We start from the raw sequence: 17,466 nt of genomic DNA, 5'->3' as shown, positions 1-17,466 counted from the left end.
GGACATCTCTGCGCTCTCGTTCAAGGGACACGTCTGTGCTCTCTTTCAGCCGTCGCATCTGACCGAACCACTTGGCCGGACAGCACTGAGTGGCCGCGGAGGTCGAAAAGGTTGCCGCGAAGAGCCGGAGATTCTCCGTCGTGACCGCGCGGGGCTCGCCGATGGCTTCGATCGGACCGCGTTCACCAGCCGGGAGTGCGTACACCCGGTGCCATTGCCGGGTGCGGGCCGAGCTGTGCCAGGGTCCCCTGTTTCACATCTCTGGTCCCGTTCCCGCCGGCGACTCACTACGCTTGGTGCGGTGAAAGCAGCACGAAGCCTCGCTGTTTGGCTGGCCGACCGTACTCCCTCGCAGCTGACCGAACTGCTGGAGCAGCGCGAACTTCCCCACGCGGCCAGGGTGGCGAGCCTGGCCGACCTGGCCGGCCACCTGCTGACGGACGAATCGACGGCCCTGGGGCTGAACGAGATCAGTCTCGGGGACATTCAACTGCTCTTCGCTGTGGCGACCTTGGCCGAACGGTTGCACGGTCCGCTACCGGCCGTCCCGTCCGCCCATCACCTGTTCATGGGCTACGGCGGCCGTTCGCCGCGCCTCGACGCGCCTGCGGTCGACCCCGCTGACCGGTCCGTGACCCGGGACCAGCTCTTCCGATTCCTGCGACTCGACGACGCGGGTCGGTCTGCGGCCGAGGCCGCGCTGTCCCGGCTGACCGAGCGGGCCCTGGTGCTGCCCTCGTCCGGAATCAGGGTCACCGTTCCGATCCTGTTCCACCGTCAGGCGGGCGGCGGCGGTTACGGCCGGCCCGCCGAACAACTGCTCACCGAGGCCTTCAACGCTCCGGAGATTCACCGGATCGCGCAGGGGCTGGGGCTCGCGAAGGCGCGGACTCGAGACGAGGCGCAGCGGCAGATCGTGGACGTACTCAGGGATGCGAAGCGTGTGCGCGCCATGGCCGCCGAGGCGCCGCCCGCGGCCTTGGACCTGTTGGACAAACTGGTTCCGGGCCCGCCACTGCTGCGCACGCACTGCTTCGTCTCGCGGTACGGCGGCGGCTTCTACCCGGGCTCCGGAGGCAAGTTCACCTTCCGGGAAGGCGGCTCGGGAGATCCCGGCACGGACTGGCTGGCCGCTCGCGGCCTGGTCGTTCCGGTGGATGAGGACCTGGTGGAACTGCCGCGCGAGGCGGCCGACGCGTTGCGCGACCACGACCGCGCGCCGAGCTACCTGTCCGTCCCGCCTCCGGTCGGGGGCACGGTGGAGATCCCGGACGGTGCGGTCGAGAGCCAGGCACAGGCGGCGTTGGCCGAGGCGGCCTCCCGGGTCGAGCTGATGCTCCGCCAGGTGGCCGTGCAACCGCCGGCTGTCCGCAAGGCGGGCGGAATCGCGGTCCGGGACACCCGCCGGCTGGCGAAGGCGGTCGGCATGCCGGAGGAACAAGCCCGACTGTGGCTCGACCTGGCGAACAACGCGGACCTGATCGCCCCTTGCGCCGAGGAGCCGGAGGCCCCGGCGAGAGGACGGGGCCGCGCGCGTCGGCCGGAATCCCAGCCACCTGCCCGGATGCTGCCCACCGAGCGGTACGACGAGTGGCTGGCGGCTCCACCCGCTCGGCGGCTGCTGCCGTTCGTCGCCACCTGGGCGGTGGTGCCCGAGGTGTTCAGCCATTGGCCGGACGAGAATGACACCCCGGTCGCGCTGACCGCGCCGGAGGACGGCGAGGCCGTCGATCTGCGCCATGCCGTGCTGGAGGCCCTCGCCACCCTTCCGGCCGGACACGGAGTCGCCACCGGCAAGTCCGCTCGCGGGCGGGCGACCGCTCTCGCCGCCCTCATCGCCACGGCGGCCTGGTTCCGCCCCACCGCCCTCACCCAGGGTGCGGGGGAGACCGAGCGGGTCGAGGCGACCCTGGCGGAGGCGGAGCTGCTCGGGGTCGTCGCCCACGGAGCGCTGACTTCGCTCGGGCACGCCGTGCTCGGGTTCCTGAGGGCGGGTGCACACCGCCACTTCCCCGCCGTCCCGGGCGCCGGGCCGGCACTGCGCGACCGTCCTGCTCTGGACGACGCGGTTCGGCGGTTGTCCGCGGCCCTGGACGCCCTGCTGCCCGCGCCGCAGACCACCGCCCGGTTCCAGGCGGACCTTACGGCCGTGGTCGCCGGAGCCGCCGCATCAGAGCTGACCGACCTGCTGGCCGCCTGTGCGGACCGGGAGTCGGAGGGCCGTGCCGTGGTGTGGCGGATCACCCCTGCGGCGGTCCGCCGGGCGCTGGACTCCGGATTGGACGCCGCCGACCTGCTGGCTCGGCTGGCCGACGTCTCCGAGGGCGGACGGCCGCTTCCGCAGCCCCTGGAGTACCTGGTCAAGGACACCGCGCGTACCCACGGCCGGATGCGAGTGGTGCGCTCCGCCTGCTGCATCCGCTCCGACGACGAGTCACTGGTGTCGGAGCTCGCCGCGGCTCGTGCGCTGTCCAAGCTCGGGTTGCGGAGGATCGCGCCGACCGTGCTGATCAGTACCGCCGATCCCGAGGCAACCCTTGCCGCGCTTCGGGCTGCCGGCTACGCCCCCGTGCTGGAGGCGGAGACCGGGACGACGGTCATCGAGAAGGCCCGCCAGGAACGCGCTCCCAAGCGCATGCCGTCGCTGTCCGGAGCGCGACCGCGCCGCGGCCAGGGACCGGGCACCGCCCAGTCGCTGGCGGGCGCGTTGCTGGCCGGCCGGTGACCGGGGACCGCCCCAAGGGCTCGAGCAGGGCGGCGTGCGCCGCCCTTGGTGGTGAGGTCACCTCGTCTCCCGGACCCGGGGTGGGAGCTTGGCACGCTGGGCGCGTCGCATCGGCGGCGAGGGCAGCGTGTCAGTGGCCCCCGGTCCAGAACTGTCGGTACTCGCTGTCGGGCGGAAGGAGGGTGACCGTCCGCCGTCCCGTTGGCGTCAAACGACACGAAAATGCCCCCGAAGCGAGCTGCTTCGAGGGCATCATGCCTTTTCAGGCGATGTGGCCAGGGCCGGGGTCGAACCGGCGACCTTCCGCTTTTCAGGCGGACGCTCGTACCAACTGAGCTACCTGGCCGTACTGCGCCGTCTCTTGCGAGACGGAGCGATCCCGACGGGACTTGAACCCGCGACCTCCACCTTGACAGGGTGGCGAGCTAACCAACTGCTCCACGGGACCTGGTAGTGGCGAACCACTAAGGTCTTGCGGCACTGCACTTTACTACGGTACTGCGTGCCCCCAACGGGATTCGAACCCGTGCTACCGCCTTGAAAGGGCGGCGTCCTGGGCCACTAGACGATGAGGGCTTGCGGCCCGTCCGGCTGTTTCCAGCGTTCCGGGGACGTCGAGAAGCATATGGGATGCGGGGCGGATCGCCAAAACGGGTTTGGGCCGGGTGGGGCGGGGGTCAGGACCAGCCGAGTTCGTCGAGCTCGTGGTCGTCGAAGCCGAAGTGGTGGGCGACCTCGTGGATGACGGTGGTGCGGACCTCCTCGACGACCTGCTCGCGGGTCTCGCAGTGCCGCAGGGTGGGGCCGCGGTAGATCAGGATCCGGTCGGGCAGGACGCCCGCGTACCACTCGCCGCGCTCGGTGAGCGGGGTGCCCTCGTAGAGGCCGAGGAGCTCCGGGTCGCTCGGGTCGGGTTCGTCCTCGACGAAGACCGCGACGTTGTCCATCATGGCCGCGAGGTGCGGGGGAATCCGGTCCAGGGCGTCGCCGACCAGCGTTTCGAACTCTTCCCGGGTCATTTCCACCGGATCATTGTCGGGTCTCGGGTGACGGTGTGCCAGGCAGCGAACAGCGGTGTTTGATGGGTTCGTGACGACCTCGGAGGACACGGTGGAGAGCACGCCGGCGCCGGTGGGCGGATGGCCGTCGGTGCTGCGCGGGCAAGGGCCGGCGGTGGCGGTGGTCGCGGTGGGCGGGGCGTTCGGCGCGGTGGCGCGGTACGCGGCCGGGCTGGGCTGGCAGACCGGGCCGTCGGCCTTCCCGTGGACGACGCTGTTGATCAACGTGTTCGGCTGCGCGGTGATCGGGGTGTTCCTGGTGGCGGTCACCGAGGGGCGTCCGGCGCACCCGCTGCTGCGGCCGTTCTTCGGCACCGGGGTGCTGGGCGGGTTCACCACCTTCTCGACGTACTCGGTGGACATCCGCCGGCTGTTGGAGGCCGGGCGGCCCGGGCCCGGGCTGGCGTACCTGGGGCTGACCCTGGTGGGCGCGCTCGGCGCGGTGTGGGCGGCGGCGGCGCTGACGCGGCGCGTGATCCACCGCGGCGGTGCCCGGTGAGCCGGCTGGGCGGGCCGGCGCTGCGGCTGACCGTGCTGGTGGGCGAGAGCGACACCTGGCACCACCGCCCGCTGTACAGCGAGATCGTGCACCGCGCGCGGGCGGCCGGACTGGCCGGAGCGAGCGTGTTCCGCGGGATCGAGGGGTTCGGCGCCTCCTCGCTGGTGCACACCGCGCGGCTGCTGTCGCTGAGCGAGGATCTGCCGGTCGCGGTGGTGATCGTGGACGAGGAGGACCGGGTGCGGGCGTTCCTGCCGCAGCTGGAGGAACTGGTCGCGGAGGGCCTGGTGCTGCTGGACCGCTGCGAGGTCGTGCACTACCGGGGCCGGGGTGCGGGCGGGGGCGGGGGGTGAACTGGCTGCTGGTGGTGGCGGGTGCGGTGGTCGGCGCGCCGCTGCGGTACCTGACCGACCGGGCGGTGCAGTCCCGGCACGACTCGGTGTTCCCGTGGGGCACCTTCACGGTGAACGTGTTCGGCTGCCTGGTGCTCGGTCTGCTGGCCGGGGCGGTGACGGCCGGCGCGGCCTCCTCGCACGTCCAACTGCTGGTCGGCACGGGCTTCTGCGGGGCGCTGACCACGTACTCGACCTTCTCGTACGAGACGCTGCGGCTGGCCGAGTCCGGTGCCGGGCGGTACGCGCTGGCGAACGTGGCCGGGAGCCTGGCGGCCGGGCTGACCGCGGTGTACGCGGGGGCGGAGCTGGCCTCGGCCATCTGGGGCTGAGGTTTTGGGGCCGGGGTTCCGGAGCCGGGGTCCGGGGGTTTCGGCGTGCCGTGGCGGCGGAGAACTGCCGTACCGAACCGTGTCCCGCGGGCCCGGCGCGCGTTGGGCACCGAAAGCGGCCGCGCGCCAGTGGGCGGCCCGGGTGGGGCGGCAGGAGAGTGAGCGCGGTGGCTTCGGTGCGGGCGGTGGGATCGGAAGCGGCGGTGCGGGAGGCGGTCGCGCTGCGGTCGCGCGCGGTGCGGGCGGCGGCGGTGCTGGCGGTGGCCGGGCTGGGGCTGACGGGGTGCATGTCGGTCGGTCCGGCGGCGGAGGAGAAGCACGGCGGGGTGGCTCCGGTCGGGCAGGCCGGTCCGGCGGGTCGGCCCGGGGCGTCGGGCGGTCCCTCGGCCTCGCCGGGCGCCGGGCACCCGGGGGGTGCGTCGGGGCGCGCGGAGCACCAGGGGGGCCTGCAGGCCGAGAATGCGCCGGCCGGGGCCGCGACCGCCGCGCCGGGCGAGCTCACGCCCGGCGTGAACGGCCCGGTGGCCGGCGTGGTCCCGGTGCCGGGGGCGCCCGCTCCCGAGAGCGCGCCGGGCGGCAACGCCTCGGCGGGCGGCGCGAATTCCAGCCCCGTGCCGCACCCCGGTGGCAGCTCGGGCGGCGGTTCGACGGGCACCGGCGGCACCGGCGGCACCGGCGAGGGCCGCTCCGGCGGCGGTTCCGGCACTCCGTCGGCCACTCCGAGCGGCCACCCGTCCGGCACCCCCGAGCCCGAGCGCACCACGCCCGCCGCCACCGTCCCGCCTGTCCCGGACCCCTCCTCCGGCAGCTCCGGTTCCTCGGCCCCGAGCCCTCATGCGGGTGCGCACTAGCGGACTGGCCTGGGCATTTGCCTCTGTTCCCGAGGGTCGTCTATGGTGGTAGATCGTTCGTTTGATCCATTTGACTGGCGCCCTATTCCCAACTGGCGCCCTTGGCGCGTTCCGGCGATCCGTGGCTGACCGCATAGAGGCGGTTGTGAAACAGAACCCCGGACTTTGGCGCGTGCCACTTCCGGAAGGTTTTGCATGTCTCTCGTTGACGACGCCCGCTTCGCCATGCCCGCGAACGAGGCCGCCGCCGATGTCACCGACTCCACCGATCTGATCACCGAGGCCGTCGAGTCGGCCGAGGAGATCACCGCCGAGACCGTCGAGGAGACGGCCGAGGCGACCGAGCCCACCATCACCTTCGGTGACCTGGGCCTGCACGACGACGTCGTCCGTGCCCTCGCCAAGCGTGGCGTCACCACCCCGTTCCCGATCCAGGCCGCGACCATCCCGGACGCCCTGGCCGGCAAGGACGTGCTGGGCCGTGGCCGCACCGGCTCCGGCAAGACCCTGAGCTTCGGCCTGCCGCTGCTGACCCGCCTCGCCGACGGCGAGCGCACCCGCGCCAAGCACCCCCGCGGTCTGATCCTGGTCCCGACCCGCGAGCTGGCCATGCAGGTCGCCGACGCCCTGGAGCCGTTCGGCTCGGTGCTCGGCCTGCGCCTCAAGGTCGTCTGCGGCGGCACCTCGATGTCGAACCAGATCTACGCGCTGGAGCGCGGCGTCGACATCCTGGTCGCCACCCCCGGCCGTCTGCGCGACCTGCTGAACCGCGGCTCGGCCAAGCTGGACGACGTCAAGACCGTCGTCCTCGACGAGGCCGACCAGATGGCCGACATGGGCTTCCTGCCCGAGGTCACCGAGATCCTCGACCAGGTGCCGGCCGGCGGCCAGCGCCTGCTGTTCTCCGCCACCCTGGAGAACGAGATCGACACCCTGGTGAAGCGCTACCTGAAGAACCCGGTCACCCACGAGGTCGACCCGTCGGCCGGCGCCGTCACGACCATGACCCACCACATCCTCGTGGTGAAGCCCAAGGACAAGGCGCCGATCACCAACGCGATCGCCGCCCGCAAGGGCCGCACGATCATCTTCGTCCGCACCCAGATGGGCGCCGACCGCGTCGCCGAGCAGCTGATCGAGGCCGGTGTGAAGGCCGACGCGCTGCACGGCGGCATGACCCAGGGCGCCCGCACCCGCGTCCTCGGCGACTTCAAGGACGGCTATGTCAACGTCGTCGTCGCCACCGACGTCGCCGCCCGCGGCATCCACGTCGACGGCATCGACCTGGTCCTCAACGTGGACCCGGCCGGTGACCACAAGGACTACCTGCACCGCTCCGGCCGCACCGCGCGCGCCGGCCGCTCCGGTGCCGTCGTCACCCTGGTGCTGCCGCACCAGCGCCGCGGCGTCTTCCGCCTGATGGAGGACGCGGGCGTCGACGCCAGCCGCCACATCCTGGACCACGCCTTCGACGCCGAGGTCGCCAAGATCACCGGCGCCCGCTCGCTCACCGAGGTGCAGGCCGAGAGCGCCGCGAACATCGCCGGTGCCGCCGAGCGCGAGCTCGCCGACATGACCCGCCAGCTGGAGCGCGCGCAGCGCCGCGCCACCGAGCTGCGCGAGGAGGCCGACCGCCTGGCCGCCCGTGCGGCGCGCGAGCGGGCCGAGCTGGGCATCGAGGACGAGGCCCCGGCCGCGTCCGCCGAGGCCGGCGAGGAGACCGCCCCGGCCGGCGCCCCGGCCGCTGCGGAGGCCCCGGCCGCCGCCGCGCCGCAGGCCGAGGAGCGCACCCCGTCGTACCGCGAGGCGCGCACCGAGCGTCCGGCCTTCAGCCGCGACCGCGACCGTGACCGTGACCGTGACCGCGACGACCGCCGTTCCGGTGGCTTCGGCGGCCGCGACCGTGACGACCGCCGTTCCGGTGGCTTCGGTGCCGGCCGTGACCGTGACGACCGTCGCTCGGGCGGTTTCAACCGTGAGGACCGCGGCGAGCGCGGTGGCTTCAACCGCGACCGTGGTGGCTTCGGTGCCGGCCGTGACCGTGACGACCGTCGCTCGGGCGGTTTCAACCGTGACGACCGCGGCGAGCGCGGTGGCTTCAACCGCGACCGTGGTGGCTTCGGTGCCGGCCGTGACCGTGACGACCGTCGCTCGGGCGGTTTCAACCGTGACGACCGCGGCGACCGCGGTGGCTTCAACCGTGACCGCGACGACCGCGGCGGCCGCTCCTTCGGCGACCGTCCGGCCCGCTCCTTCGGCGACCGCCCGTCCTTCGGCCGGGACCGTGACGAGCGCGGCGGCAGCAGCAGCCGTCCGTTCTCGCGCCGTGACGACCACCGCTCCGGCGGCCGTCCGCAGTCCGACCGCGGTGGCTTCAACCGTGACCGCGGCGGTTTCGACCGTGACCGCGGCGGCTTCAACGGCGGCGGCTTCAACCGCGACGACCGCAAGCCGCGCTGGAAGAACTGACGCCTGAAGCACACACGAAGGGCCCGCTCCGTCCCCCGGAGCGGGCCCTTCGTGTTCCCCCGTTCCCCCCGAACACCTCGCTGCTGCTCGCCCCCCGAGGTGTTGTTCTTGGGGTGAGAATAACCTGTGGCGCGCGATGGCGGTAGTCCCGTAGCGTCACGGACATGAGCAGCAGACTGCACGAAGTGGCACGGGTGAACGAGGAGATCGCCGAGCGGGGGAGCTACCGGACGGCCGGGGGCGAACTCGTGCAGGTGGGGGAGCAGTTGGCGGCGGCCAGGGCCGGCACGGTGTCGTACGCGCCGGCGGACCTGGACGCGCTGCTGGCGGCGGGGGAACGCGGGCCGGGGCCCGCGGGCGGGCGGATCGAGGTGACGGCCGAGGGCAGCATGGAGGCAGCCCGGCGGCTGGTCACGGCCGGGGTCGGACCGGTCGGGGTGCTGAACTTCGCCTCCGCGCGCAACCCCGGCGGCGGCTACCTGCGCGGCGCCCGCGCCCAGGAGGAGGACCTGTGCCGCAGCGCGCTGCTGTACAGCTGCCTGGTGGAGGCCCCGGACTACTACGAGGCGCACCGGGCGTCGACGGACCTGCGGTACAGCCACCGGGTGATCGTCTCGCCCGCCGTGCCGGTGATCCGCGGCAGCCGGGGGGAGCTCCAGGCGCGGCCGTACCCGGTCACCTTCCTGACCTCGCCCGCGCCCAACGCCGGTCAGTTGGAACGGCGTTCCGCCGGTACGGACGTCCGGCGGGTGCTCGCCGAGCGGGCCGTCCGGGTGCTCGCGGCGGCGGCCCGGCACGAGGTCCGCGCCCTGGTGCTCGGCGCCTGGGGCTGCGGGGTGTTCCGCAACGACCCGGCCCAGGTCGCCGAGGCCTTCGAGGGCGCGCTGGCCCGGTACGGGGGCGCGTTCGAGCAGGTGGTGTTCGCGGTCTGGGACCGCTCACCGGTCTCGGCGAACCGGGCCGCCTTCGAGGCGCGGTTCGGCGCGGCGGTCCGGTGAACGCCCGCTGATCAGCGCTTGCGGGCGGACAGCACGGTCGCGGCCGCGGAGGCCGCCGCGACCACCCCGGTGACGGCGAACACCGAGGGCCAGGCGCCGATCCGCTTCGCCAGCGGGTGCGAGCCGCCGAAGGCCGCCACGTACAGGCCGGTCAGCGCCGCCGCGGCGGCCGTGCCCGAGCTGCGGCGCCACTGCGCGGCCGCCCCGGCCCCGGCCACCGCCAGCACCGCGCCGCCCAGCTCGCGCCGACCGCTCCAGCGGGCCACACCGTAACCGCCGACCAGACCGCCCGCCGCGGTCAGCGCGGCGGGTGCGGCGGCCGCGAGCGCGTTCGGGACCTTCGCCATCGTCGACTCCGTTCGTGGGGCTCGTGGGGAACCGTGCGTCGGTTTCCGACCATAACCCGGCGAACGGGGACGGCCCTTCGGGGGCCCGCGGTCGGACTACCCGAAGGCCGACGCCGTGGACGTCCCCGGCACCGTCCGGGCCAGCCGCTGCGCCGCCTCCGCCGGGTCCAGCACCCGCTCCAGCCGCAGCTCGCCCGGGATCTCCTGGATGAAGCGCCCGGCCGACCAGCTGCGCTCGTACGGCAGTTGCTCCAGCACCAGGGTGCGCACCCCGTCCACCACCGGGATGTCGCTGGGCGTGCCCTCGTTCCAGAGCCAGGAGCCGTCCGGCGCCACCAGGTTGAAGGCGCCGGTGGCGATCAGCCGGCGGCCGTCCAGGAACTCCGTCCGGGCCAGCGCCACCACCTCCGGGTCCTGCGGGTCGCCGGGCAGGTGGCCGCCGCCGATCAGCACGTCGGCGAGCAGGGTGTGCAACTGGAAGGTGTCGCTCAGGCCGCTCATCCGCAGCAGGTAGCCGGTGCCGGTGGGGCGGTCGAGCACCAGCAGCGGTTCGTCGTCGAGCACCAGCGCCAGGTGCGTCAGGCCCTTGAAGTCGTGCCGCTCGCCCTCGTAGCGGTCGAACAGCTCCAGCAGCACCTCGGTGACGCCCGAGGTGCGGGCCTCGGCGCGGACCGGCGCGTGCGCGTACACCGCCCAGGCGGCCTGCTGCCACAGGTGCAGCGTCCACCAGCCGACCACGGCCAGGTGGGCGTTCCACGCGTCGAGGTGCCCGGGGCTCTCGATCCGGGCGTGCGCCTCGGCCGGATCGTCGGCCTCCTGGTCCGGCAGCGGGCCGCCGCCGGTGCGCGCCCAGCCCTCGACCAGCCGCTGGGCGCCGGTCAGCGCCCCGCGCAGGCCGGCCAGCACCGGGCCGGCGCAGGCCACCGGGTCGGCACCGGACTCCACGCAGGCGCCCACCACCATCGCCAGGTACGCCCGGGGGAACGGCGGGGCGTCCGGCAGCAGCGCGGCCAGCCGGGGCCCGGCGGCCCGCCGCTCGGCTGGCCCGGCCGGGCCGAACAGCCCGCCGACCAGGCCGAGGGCCGGCCCGAAGCGCTCGTCGTCGCCGGCCGCGACCACCGCCTCCAGTTCGGCCACCGCCTCCAGGAGGGTCGGCTGCTGACGGTGTGACGGGACGGCGGCGGACGTCTGCTCTGGGCTCTGCTCGGTGGACATTCGCCGCAGCATAGGCGGCACGGTCCGTCCACCGGAAACGCCCCCCGTGGTCGCGGTCTTCGGATACGAAGCCGTCCGCCGCGCCCCGGCGGACCCGGCCGGCAGCGCCTGGCGGCGGGCCCGTTGTCGGTGCCTGATGGCGGCCCGTTGTCAGTCCCGGATGGGAGACTGCGGGCATGACTGACAGCGTGGGGGGCAGCCCGGCCGACCGGGCGGTGACCGACGGCCGGTACCGGATCCGCAACGTCGGCAGCGGACTGTTGCTGGAGGTCGCCGAGGCCTCCCGGCGCAGCGGCGCGCGCATCCGCCTGGGCACGGACGACGGCTCCGACGCCCAGCTCTGGCAGCTCGCCGCCGTCCACCCCGGTGGCGCGCTGTTCCACGTCGAGAACGCCGGCAGCGGCAAGCGCCTCGACGTCACCGGTGCCTCCCCGGAGGACGGCGTCCCGATCCAGCAGTGGTCCGCCAACGCCTTCGGCGCCCAGGAATGGCTGTTGGAGGCCCACGTCGACGCCCCGGGGACGTACACCGTCACCAGCTTCATCAGCGGCAAGCCGCTGACCGCCCCGGAGGCCCCGGACGGGGTCGTCCAGCAGTGGGAGGACGTCGACTCGCCCACCCAGTGGTGGCGCTTCGAGCGGCAGGGGTAGCCCGTAGCCCCGGAGGCGGCGCCTCAGGCCGACAGGTTGGCCCGGAGGGCGTCCAGGTCGGCGTCGGTGAGGCCGTGGGAGTAGAGGTAGCCGGGGACGGTGCCGTGCTGGGTGCGGATCCAGTCGAGGGAGGCGGCGATGTGTTCGGCGGCGACCGGGCGGGAGAGGCGCTCGCTGCCGGTCTCGTCGATGTAGGGGATCGGGCCCTCGTCGAGGCCGAGGCCGAGGTTGGAGAGCAGGAAGTCGGCGGTGATGTCGGCGTCCGAGGCGCCCAGCAGGGACTGCAGGACGGCGATGGTGAGGCCGGTGCGGTCCTTGCCGACCGCGCAGTGCACGACCACCGGGACGGCCTCCGGGTCGGCCAGCCGGCGGATGACCGCGCTGAGCGAGGGGCCGGCGGTCTCCGGCATGAAGGTGTAGAGGCCGGCCTGGTCCTCGGGCCAGGGGCGGTCGAGGTCGCCGCGGTTCGCGGGCAGGGTCGGCAGGTTGAGGGACTCGTGGTCGAGGCCGTACCGCTGGTCCGGCCAGGTCTCCAGCTCGAACGGGCTGCGCAGGTCGACCACCGTCCGCAGACCGAGGTCCTTGAGCTTCCGGGCGCCCTCCTCGGTGAGGGTGTGGAGGGAACCGGAGCGGTACAGCACGCCCCGGCGCAGGGCGCCGATCCCGCCCGCGTCACGGAAGTTGCGCACGCCGGGGATGTCGATGAAGGCAGCGGTCATGGCCTCCACCGTACGGGCGCGGACGGCGCGGGGGGAAGGAAACCGGAGAGGACCGTTCGGCGTCCGGCGGACGCCGGACAGGGTGCTCACCGCCCGCCGGAGACCTCCAGGAACGCCCCCGTGGTGTACGAGGCGGCCGGTGACAGCAGGAACAGGATCGCCTCGGCGACCTCCTCCGGCTCCCCGCCGCGCCGCATCGGCAGGCCCGGCGCGACCCGGTCGACCCGGCCCGGCTCGCCGCCGAGCGCGTGGATGCCGGTGTGGATCAGGCCAGGACGGACGCAGTTGACCCGGATGCCCTCGTCGGCGACCTCCAACGCCAGCCCGCGGGTCATCGAGTCCACCGCGCCCTTGGCGGCCGCGTAGTCGACGTACTCGTTGGGCGAGCCGATCCGGGAGGCGGCCGAGCCGACGTTGACGATGGCGCCGCCGCGCCCGCCGTGCCGGGTGGACATCCGGCGGACGGCCTGGGCCGCGCACAGGAAGGGGCCGGTGATGTTGGCGGCCCAGATCCGGTTCAGCCGGTCCTCGTCGATCTCCTCCAGCCGGCACTGCCGCTCCAGCGTGCCGGCGTTGTTCACCAGCCCGGTGAGCGGCCCTAGTTCGGCGTCCACGGTGGTGAACAGACGCTCCACGTCGGCGCTGCGGCTGACGTCGGCCCGGACCGCGATCGCGGTGCCGCCCGCGGCCCGGACGGCGTCCACGACGGCGGTGGCCGAGGCCTCGTCCGTGCGGTAGTTGACGCACACCCGGTAGCCGCGGCGGGCGGCCAGCAGGGCGGTGGCGGCGCCGATGCCGCGGCCGGCGCCTGTGACGATCAGGACCTCGTCGGTGGTGGTGGTCGACATGGGCCGTACGCTATCCGGCCTGTTGCCGCGCGAGTGCGGCCGCCCGCAGCGCGGCGATCTTCGGGGCGCGGCTCTTCGGCGAGTCGAGGCTGAAGCCGCGGGCGTCGCCGAGCTCGTCCCGGACGAACGCCTCGGTGCGGGCCACCGCCTCGCGCAGCGCGTCGTCCGGGGGGACGAAGGACTGGTGGACGATCTCGGCCCGCTCGGTGTCGTACTCCCACAGGCCGACGATCCGGCCGGGGTCCAGCACCAGATGGGTCTGCGGGTCGGCCTCGCCGCCGAAGGTGCGCCCGGCCCGGCCGGCGGGCAGCGGGCGGGCGGCGTCGGCCGGGTCGAGCAGCCGGGACAGGTCGCGGTGCAGCAGGTGGATGCCGTCGATGCCGGCCAGCAGGGTGTAGTGCGGTTCGGAGGGCACCTCGAACTCGGCGAATGCCTCGGCCAGTTCGGGCAGCAGTAGCAGTTCGGAGCCGGGCGTGAGCGGGACCGCCCCGGCCTCGGCGACGGCCCGGCGGGCGGTGGCCGCGGTGAAGCCCGAGAACCAGCGGAAGTGCCCGAGGGTGGCCGGCCCGGCCCAGGAGAAGTAGCGGCGGGCCAGGTCGACGGCGTTCCCCGCGACCGGCTGGTCCCAGCCGACGTAGCCGTAACGCTGCTGGTCCAGACGGCCGTTGACCGGCACCCGACGGATCCGGCCGCGCGACTGCATCAGCCCGAGGGCGAGCGGCAGGGTGGTCGACAGGCCGCGCTTGCGGCCCGCCTCGCCGAGCGGCCGGACGGCGTCGCCGACCGCCTCCCGGATCGCGGTCGGGTCCAGCGGACCGCCGTCGGACAGCACCCGCTCGACGGCCAGGCAGAGCTGCTCCACCTCGTCCCGGCCGACCCCCAGGTGCTTCGCCGCGGCGGCCAGTTCACCCTCCGGGGCGGCCGCCCCGACCGCCAGGCCGAGCGCGAAGTCGGCGGCCGGCAGCACGTAGGTGCAGCCGCGGGCGGCCGGCAGTTCGTGCACCTGCAAGCCCGCCACCGCCGCGTCTACCGCCGCCCGGCCGAGCCCGGCCCGGGCGAACAGGCCCAGGTACGGAGCCGCGCCGCCGACCGAGCGGGCCCAGCCGGTGGCGGCCAGCACCTCGGCGGCGGACGCCCCGGTATGCGGGCGGTCCAGCCACTGCCGGTGGGACCACCAGGCCCGCAGTCTCTCGACGCCGACGGTTTCCGGGAGGGGAGCGTGCTGCATGGGGCCAGTATCGGCGGCGGGGCGGTCGCCGCTCCGGAAATCGCTCGCCCGGCGCGGCCCGCCCGGGGGAGGATGCGCTCTCCGGCAGCCCGCTCGTGAGCAGCCCGCTCGTGAGCAGCCCGTTCGGGAGGAGCCCGTCCATGCCCACCGCCCCCGGCGCGGTGCCGCTCTCCGGCACCGCGCTGCCCTCCGGCGCCGTTCCGCCCGCTGGCACCGTACTGCTCTCCGGCATCGTCGGCTCCACCGCGTACGGCTTCGCCCACGCCGGCTCCGACCTCGACCGCCTGGGGTTGTTCGCCACCCCGACCGAGGAGTTGCACGGCCTGCACCGCCCCGTCGAGTCGCACGTCACCACCGCGCCCGACGTGACCCTGCACGAGGCCGCCAAGTGGTGCCGACTGGCACTGTCCTGCAACCCGACCGCCTCCGAGCTCGTCTGGCTGCCGGAGGACCTGTACGAGACCGTCACCCCGCTCGGTCGCGAACTGGTCGGGATCCGGTCGAGCTTCCTCAGCGCACCGGCCGTCCGCAGGGCCTATCTCGGCTACGCGGACCAGCAGTTCCGCAAGCTGCTGACCCGGGACACCACCGACCCGGCCACCCGCCGCCGGGCCGCCAAGCACGCCCGCCACCTCGTCCGGCTGGTCGAGCAGGCCGTCCGGCTGCACCGCACCGGCCACAACCTGATCCGGCTGTCCGATCCGGAACGCGTCCGCGACCTGGGCGAACGCATCGCCGACCGCCCCCGCACCGCCGAACACCTGCTCGCCGACGCCGCCGACCGCCTCTCCCGCCCCGGCGTCCTGCCCGAGGCCCCCGACCCCCGCCCCGCCGAGGCCTGGCTGCGCCGCGTCCGGGCCGCCCACTACAACCCGCTCCCGGCCGTGCCCTGCGCCCCCGGCGCGCCCGGCCAATCCACTGGCGGAGCCCTGGGGCCCACCGGGTAGGATCGCGGTGGCCCTCCCCACCCGGGACCAGCCCGGTACGGAGAGCCGCGGGGCATTAGCTCAATTGGCAGAGCTGCGGACTTTTAATCCGTAGGTTCAGGGTTCGAGCCCCTGATGCCCCACACGGCCGCAGTGCTTCCGACCTGGGCGTCCTTCCTTCGGGGAGGGCGCCCTTCGTCGTTCCCGGAGCCGGGGACGGACCCGCCGGAGTTGGGCGACGGCGACTCAACTATCTTGAGGCCATGGGACCTTTGAAGCCGGATCTTGCTCAAGTCGTCGTCGGACTCGTCTGCTTCTTCCTGATATTCGGCGTTCTCGGGGCGGTGCTGCTGCCGCGGATCGAGAAGCTGCTGGGGGAGCGCCGGGACGCCACCGAGGGTGGTGCGGAGCGGGCCGAGGAGGCGCGGGCGCAGGCCCAGCGGGTGTACGAGGAGTTCCAGGCGGAGCTCGTCGCGGCACGGCACGAGGCGGCGCTGATCCGGCAGACGGCCACCGAGGAGGGGGCGGCGCTGATCGCGCAGCTGCGGGCCGAGGGGCAGGAGCTGCGGGACCGGATGCTGGCCGAGGCGCAGGTGCAGCTGGCGACGGACCGGGTGCTGGCCGAGGCCGAGCTGCGGGAGGACGTGATCCGGCTGGCCGGTGAGCTCGCGGGCCGGGTGATCGGCGAGCCGGTCGCCGAGCTGCCGCGCACCCGGGCGATCGCCGAGGAGTTCTTCGCCGCCCAGGACGCGAAGGACGCCCGGGCCGGCACCCGCGCCTGACGTCCCCACCCCTTCGTACTTCCCCACCAACGGCCCGGGTCCCGGGGCAGTGGTCCAGCCACTGCCCCGGGGCCCGGGCCGTTTTCGGCGGGCGGAGCGGGTGGCGCGGGTGGAGGGAAACGCGCAGGTGGCGCCCGGTGCGGATGATGACGTTTGTCATACGGCAGTCGTGCTCCACGGCACTGACGGGGGCTCAGGGCCCGGCCGTAGATTTCAGGGCATGGAGATCACGAAGAACGCCGAGACCACCGCCCGCCGCACCGAGTGGAGCCTGGCCCTGCTGGGCGGCCTGAAGCACCGGGGCGGGTTCACGGCCCGCGAGCGCACGGTGCACGTGGCCGCGGTGGGCGGGGCCAAGCTGGACCACACCGGGGCGGTGCTTCCGGCGGACGGGACGCACCTGGTCAAGGCGGCGCTGGTCGGGGGCGCGGAGCTGGCCTACCCGGAGGGTGCCTCGGCCGAGGTGGACGCGTTCTCGGTGTTCGGCGGGGTCGACCTGACCGTTCCGGCCGGGACGGCGGTGGAGGTCAGCGGGTTCTCGCTGCTCGGCGGCCGCAGCAAGGGCGTGGCCGGTGAGCCCGGCGGCGCGGTGGTCACGGTCCGCTCGTACTCGCTGGTCGGGGGCGTCAAGGTCCGGCAGGCCGCCTGACCGGGGGCGGGCGGCCTGCTCGGGGATGGGTCACTGCCGGGCCGGCGCCGGGAGGGGAGCGCTGGGGGCAGCGGCAGGGGCCGGGGCGGGGGCCGCGGCGATCAGGCGCGCAGGTCCTCGACGATCGCGTCGACGGTCGCGTGCAGCGACTCGGGCTCGAAGCCCGCCTTGGCCTGCAGCAGCAGGCCGTGGAACCCGGCCATCACCTGGCGGGCGAGCACCTGCGGGGTGCGGTCCGCGCGGATCTCGCCGCGGAGCCGGCCGTTCTCGACCGCCGTCGTCAGCGTGGCCTCCAGTGGAACGAAGGCCTGGCGGGCCAGCTGGGCCAACTCGGGTTCGCGCAGGGCGAGTTCGGTGACGGTGTTGACCGCGAGGCAGCCGCGGTGGTCGGTCGAGGTCTGGTCCACCCCGGTCAGCAGCAGTTGCCGGATGAGCTCCAGGGGCGGCAGGTCGGCGGGCGCCGGGTTGCTCCCGGCCGTGCCGCCCTCGCGGTAGCGGCGCAGCGCGAGCTCGAACAGCTGCCGCTTGCCGCCGAAGGCGTTGTACAGGCTGCCGCGCAGCATGCCGGTGCTCTCGGCCAGGTCGTCGGTCGAGGTCGCGGTGTACCCCTTGGACCAGAAGGTGTTCATGGCCGCGTCGATCGCGGTCTCGGTGTCGAACTTCCTCGGGCGTGCCATGGGAGGATCGTGACAGTTGTTGGCTTACTTATCAAAAACCCCGTCGGATCATGTCCCGGGGCTCGGCCGGTCGGGGCCGGGCCCTGCTGCGCATGCGTACG

At 74.1% G+C, this 17,466-nt stretch carries 18 protein-coding genes and 4 tRNA genes; 12 read left to right on the top strand and 10 right to left on the bottom strand.

Features of this window, described 5'->3' with window-relative positions:
- Positions 1-301: 301 nt before the first annotated feature.
- The gene (locus BOQ63_RS22390; RefSeq protein WP_141763800.1) at positions 302-2,725 is read left to right on the top strand and encodes a helicase-associated domain-containing protein; all 2,424 of its coding nucleotides are present in this window, start codon (positions 302-304) and stop codon (positions 2,723-2,725) included.
- A gap of 272 nt (positions 2,726-2,997) precedes the next feature.
- Here the strand turns inward: BOQ63_RS22390 and BOQ63_RS22385 are convergent.
- The 4 genes from BOQ63_RS22385 to BOQ63_RS22370 form a co-directional block, all read right to left on the bottom strand.
- Positions 2,998-3,071 (bottom strand) — tRNA-Phe (locus BOQ63_RS22385).
- Between the two features lie 28 nt (positions 3,072-3,099).
- A tRNA-Asp gene (locus BOQ63_RS22380) sits at positions 3,100-3,173 on the bottom strand.
- Between the two features lie 55 nt (positions 3,174-3,228).
- Positions 3,229-3,301 (bottom strand) — tRNA-Glu (locus BOQ63_RS22375).
- Positions 3,302-3,402: 101 nt separating this feature from the next.
- Entirely contained in the window at positions 3,403-3,744 is a 342-nt protein-coding gene (locus BOQ63_RS22370) for a metallopeptidase family protein (protein WP_030289472.1), read from the bottom strand.
- Between the two features lie 70 nt (positions 3,745-3,814).
- Between BOQ63_RS22370 and crcB (BOQ63_RS22365) the strand changes: the two genes are divergently transcribed.
- The 6 genes from crcB (BOQ63_RS22365) to BOQ63_RS22340 all read left to right on the top strand — a co-directional run bounded on the left by crcB (BOQ63_RS22365) (position 3,815) and on the right by BOQ63_RS22340 (position 9,324).
- Positions 3,815-4,282: a fluoride efflux transporter CrcB gene (gene crcB, locus BOQ63_RS22365; RefSeq protein ID WP_223886014.1), complete on the top strand. Its 468-nt coding sequence runs from the start codon at positions 3,815-3,817 to the stop codon at positions 4,280-4,282.
- Entirely contained in the window at positions 4,279-4,635 is a 357-nt protein-coding gene (locus tag BOQ63_RS22360) for a DUF190 domain-containing protein (protein ID WP_030289470.1), read from the top strand. The genes crcB (BOQ63_RS22365) and BOQ63_RS22360 overlap by 4 nt, the downstream gene beginning before the upstream one ends.
- Positions 4,632-5,006: a fluoride efflux transporter CrcB gene (gene crcB / locus BOQ63_RS22355; protein ID WP_072654852.1), complete on the top strand. Its 375-nt coding sequence runs from the start codon at positions 4,632-4,634 to the stop codon at positions 5,004-5,006. The genes BOQ63_RS22360 and crcB (BOQ63_RS22355) overlap by 4 nt, the downstream gene beginning before the upstream one ends.
- A 185-nt stretch (positions 5,007-5,191) precedes the next feature.
- The gene (locus tag BOQ63_RS22350; protein ID WP_141763799.1) at positions 5,192-5,857 is read left to right on the top strand and encodes a hypothetical protein; all 666 of its coding nucleotides are present in this window, start codon (positions 5,192-5,194) and stop codon (positions 5,855-5,857) included.
- A gap of 195 nt (positions 5,858-6,052) precedes the next feature.
- Positions 6,053-8,326, top strand: coding sequence for a DEAD/DEAH box helicase (locus tag BOQ63_RS22345; RefSeq protein WP_150476055.1), 2,274 nt, complete (start codon positions 6,053-6,055; stop codon positions 8,324-8,326).
- A 164-nt stretch (positions 8,327-8,490) separates the two neighbouring features.
- Positions 8,491-9,324, top strand: coding sequence for a TIGR02452 family protein (locus tag BOQ63_RS22340; RefSeq protein WP_030289457.1), 834 nt, complete (start codon positions 8,491-8,493; stop codon positions 9,322-9,324).
- Between the two features lie 11 nt (positions 9,325-9,335).
- Here the strand turns inward: BOQ63_RS22340 and BOQ63_RS22335 are convergent, their stop codons facing one another.
- Together BOQ63_RS22335 and BOQ63_RS22330 are read right to left on the bottom strand one after the other, a co-directional pair.
- A complete protein-coding gene (locus BOQ63_RS22335) occupies positions 9,336-9,671 on the bottom strand; it encodes a hypothetical protein (protein WP_030289456.1) in 336 nt (111 codons plus the stop codon).
- Positions 9,672-9,767: 96 nt separating this feature from the next.
- Complete coding sequence (locus tag BOQ63_RS22330) at positions 9,768-10,886, bottom strand: hypothetical protein (protein WP_223886013.1); 1,119 nt, start codon at positions 10,884-10,886, stop codon at positions 9,768-9,770.
- Between the two features lie 176 nt (positions 10,887-11,062).
- Here BOQ63_RS22330 and BOQ63_RS22325 point away from each other — a divergent pair, with 176 nt between their 5' ends.
- On the top strand, positions 11,063-11,536 hold the full coding sequence (locus tag BOQ63_RS22325; protein WP_051747225.1) for an RICIN domain-containing protein: 474 nt from the start codon (positions 11,063-11,065) through the stop codon (positions 11,534-11,536).
- Positions 11,537-11,559: 23 nt separating this feature from the next.
- Here BOQ63_RS22325 and BOQ63_RS22320 read toward each other — a convergent pair whose 3' ends face one another.
- The 3 genes from BOQ63_RS22320 to BOQ63_RS22310 form a co-directional block, all read right to left on the bottom strand.
- Positions 11,560-12,255 carry a tyrosine-protein phosphatase gene (locus BOQ63_RS22320; RefSeq protein ID WP_030289451.1) on the bottom strand — a complete coding sequence of 232 codons (696 nt, stop codon included), beginning with the start codon at positions 12,253-12,255 and terminating at the stop codon, positions 11,560-11,562.
- An 86-nt stretch (positions 12,256-12,341) separates the two neighbouring features.
- A complete protein-coding gene (locus BOQ63_RS22315; protein ID WP_030289450.1) occupies positions 12,342-13,103 on the bottom strand; it encodes an SDR family oxidoreductase in 762 nt (253 codons plus the stop codon).
- A gap of 10 nt (positions 13,104-13,113) precedes the next feature.
- Positions 13,114-14,331 (bottom strand): DNA glycosylase AlkZ-like family protein, encoded by a 1,218-nt coding sequence (locus BOQ63_RS22310; protein ID WP_150476053.1) that lies wholly within the window; start codon positions 14,329-14,331, stop codon positions 13,114-13,116.
- Positions 14,332-14,471: 140 nt separating this feature from the next.
- On the opposite strand from BOQ63_RS22310, the gene BOQ63_RS22305 reads away from it, so the two are divergent.
- The 4 genes from BOQ63_RS22305 to BOQ63_RS22290 all read left to right on the top strand — a co-directional run bounded on the left by BOQ63_RS22305 (position 14,472) and on the right by BOQ63_RS22290 (position 16,688).
- Positions 14,472-15,278: a nucleotidyltransferase domain-containing protein gene (locus BOQ63_RS22305; protein ID WP_078938997.1), complete on the top strand. Its 807-nt coding sequence runs from the start codon at positions 14,472-14,474 to the stop codon at positions 15,276-15,278.
- Between the two features lie 49 nt (positions 15,279-15,327).
- Positions 15,328-15,400: transfer RNA gene (locus BOQ63_RS22300), tRNA-Lys, on the top strand.
- Positions 15,401-15,520: 120 nt separating this feature from the next.
- Positions 15,521-16,039, top strand: coding sequence for a F0F1 ATP synthase subunit B family protein (locus BOQ63_RS22295; protein WP_043388541.1), 519 nt, complete (start codon positions 15,521-15,523; stop codon positions 16,037-16,039).
- A gap of 220 nt (positions 16,040-16,259) precedes the next feature.
- On the top strand, positions 16,260-16,688 hold the full coding sequence (locus BOQ63_RS22290; protein WP_072654848.1) for a hypothetical protein: 429 nt from the start codon (positions 16,260-16,262) through the stop codon (positions 16,686-16,688).
- Between the two features lie 101 nt (positions 16,689-16,789).
- On the opposite strand, the gene BOQ63_RS22285 is transcribed toward BOQ63_RS22290, so the two are convergent.
- Positions 16,790-17,365: a TetR/AcrR family transcriptional regulator gene (locus tag BOQ63_RS22285; RefSeq protein WP_030289438.1), complete on the bottom strand. Its 576-nt coding sequence runs from the start codon at positions 17,363-17,365 to the stop codon at positions 16,790-16,792.
- Positions 17,366-17,466 lie beyond the last annotated feature (101 nt).

Origin of the sequence: Streptomyces viridifaciens (assembly GCF_001888885.2) — a bacterium.
GTDB lineage: Bacteria > Actinomycetota > Actinomycetes > Streptomycetales > Streptomycetaceae > Kitasatospora > Kitasatospora aureofaciens.
This window is presented reverse-complemented; position numbering and strand designations above follow the sequence as displayed.

Coding starts and splice junctions, on each gene's coding strand:
- BOQ63_RS22315 (WP_030289450.1), bottom strand. CDS start 13,103: ATGTCGACCACCACCACCGACGAGGTCCTGATCGTCACAGGCGCCGGC.
- BOQ63_RS22370 (WP_030289472.1), bottom strand. CDS start 3,744: ATGACCCGGGAAGAGTTCGAAACGCTGGTCGGCGACGCCCTGGACCGG.
- BOQ63_RS22330 (WP_223886013.1), bottom strand. CDS start 10,886: ATGTCCACCGAGCAGAGCCCAGAGCAGACGTCCGCCGCCGTCCCGTCA.
- BOQ63_RS22345 (WP_150476055.1), top strand. CDS start 6,053: ATGTCTCTCGTTGACGACGCCCGCTTCGCCATGCCCGCGAACGAGGCC.
- BOQ63_RS22340 (WP_030289457.1), top strand. CDS start 8,491: ATGAGCAGCAGACTGCACGAAGTGGCACGGGTGAACGAGGAGATCGCC.
- BOQ63_RS22295 (WP_043388541.1), top strand. CDS start 15,521: ATGGGACCTTTGAAGCCGGATCTTGCTCAAGTCGTCGTCGGACTCGTC.
- BOQ63_RS22285 (WP_030289438.1), bottom strand. CDS start 17,365: ATGGCACGCCCGAGGAAGTTCGACACCGAGACCGCGATCGACGCGGCC.
- BOQ63_RS22305 (WP_078938997.1), top strand. CDS start 14,472: ATGCCCACCGCCCCCGGCGCGGTGCCGCTCTCCGGCACCGCGCTGCCC.
- BOQ63_RS22335 (WP_030289456.1), bottom strand. CDS start 9,671: ATGGCGAAGGTCCCGAACGCGCTCGCGGCCGCCGCACCCGCCGCGCTG.
- BOQ63_RS22310 (WP_150476053.1), bottom strand. CDS start 14,331: ATGCAGCACGCTCCCCTCCCGGAAACCGTCGGCGTCGAGAGACTGCGG.
- BOQ63_RS22290 (WP_072654848.1), top strand. CDS start 16,260: ATGGAGATCACGAAGAACGCCGAGACCACCGCCCGCCGCACCGAGTGG.
- BOQ63_RS22325 (WP_051747225.1), top strand. CDS start 11,063: ATGACTGACAGCGTGGGGGGCAGCCCGGCCGACCGGGCGGTGACCGAC.
- BOQ63_RS22320 (WP_030289451.1), bottom strand. CDS start 12,255: ATGACCGCTGCCTTCATCGACATCCCCGGCGTGCGCAACTTCCGTGAC.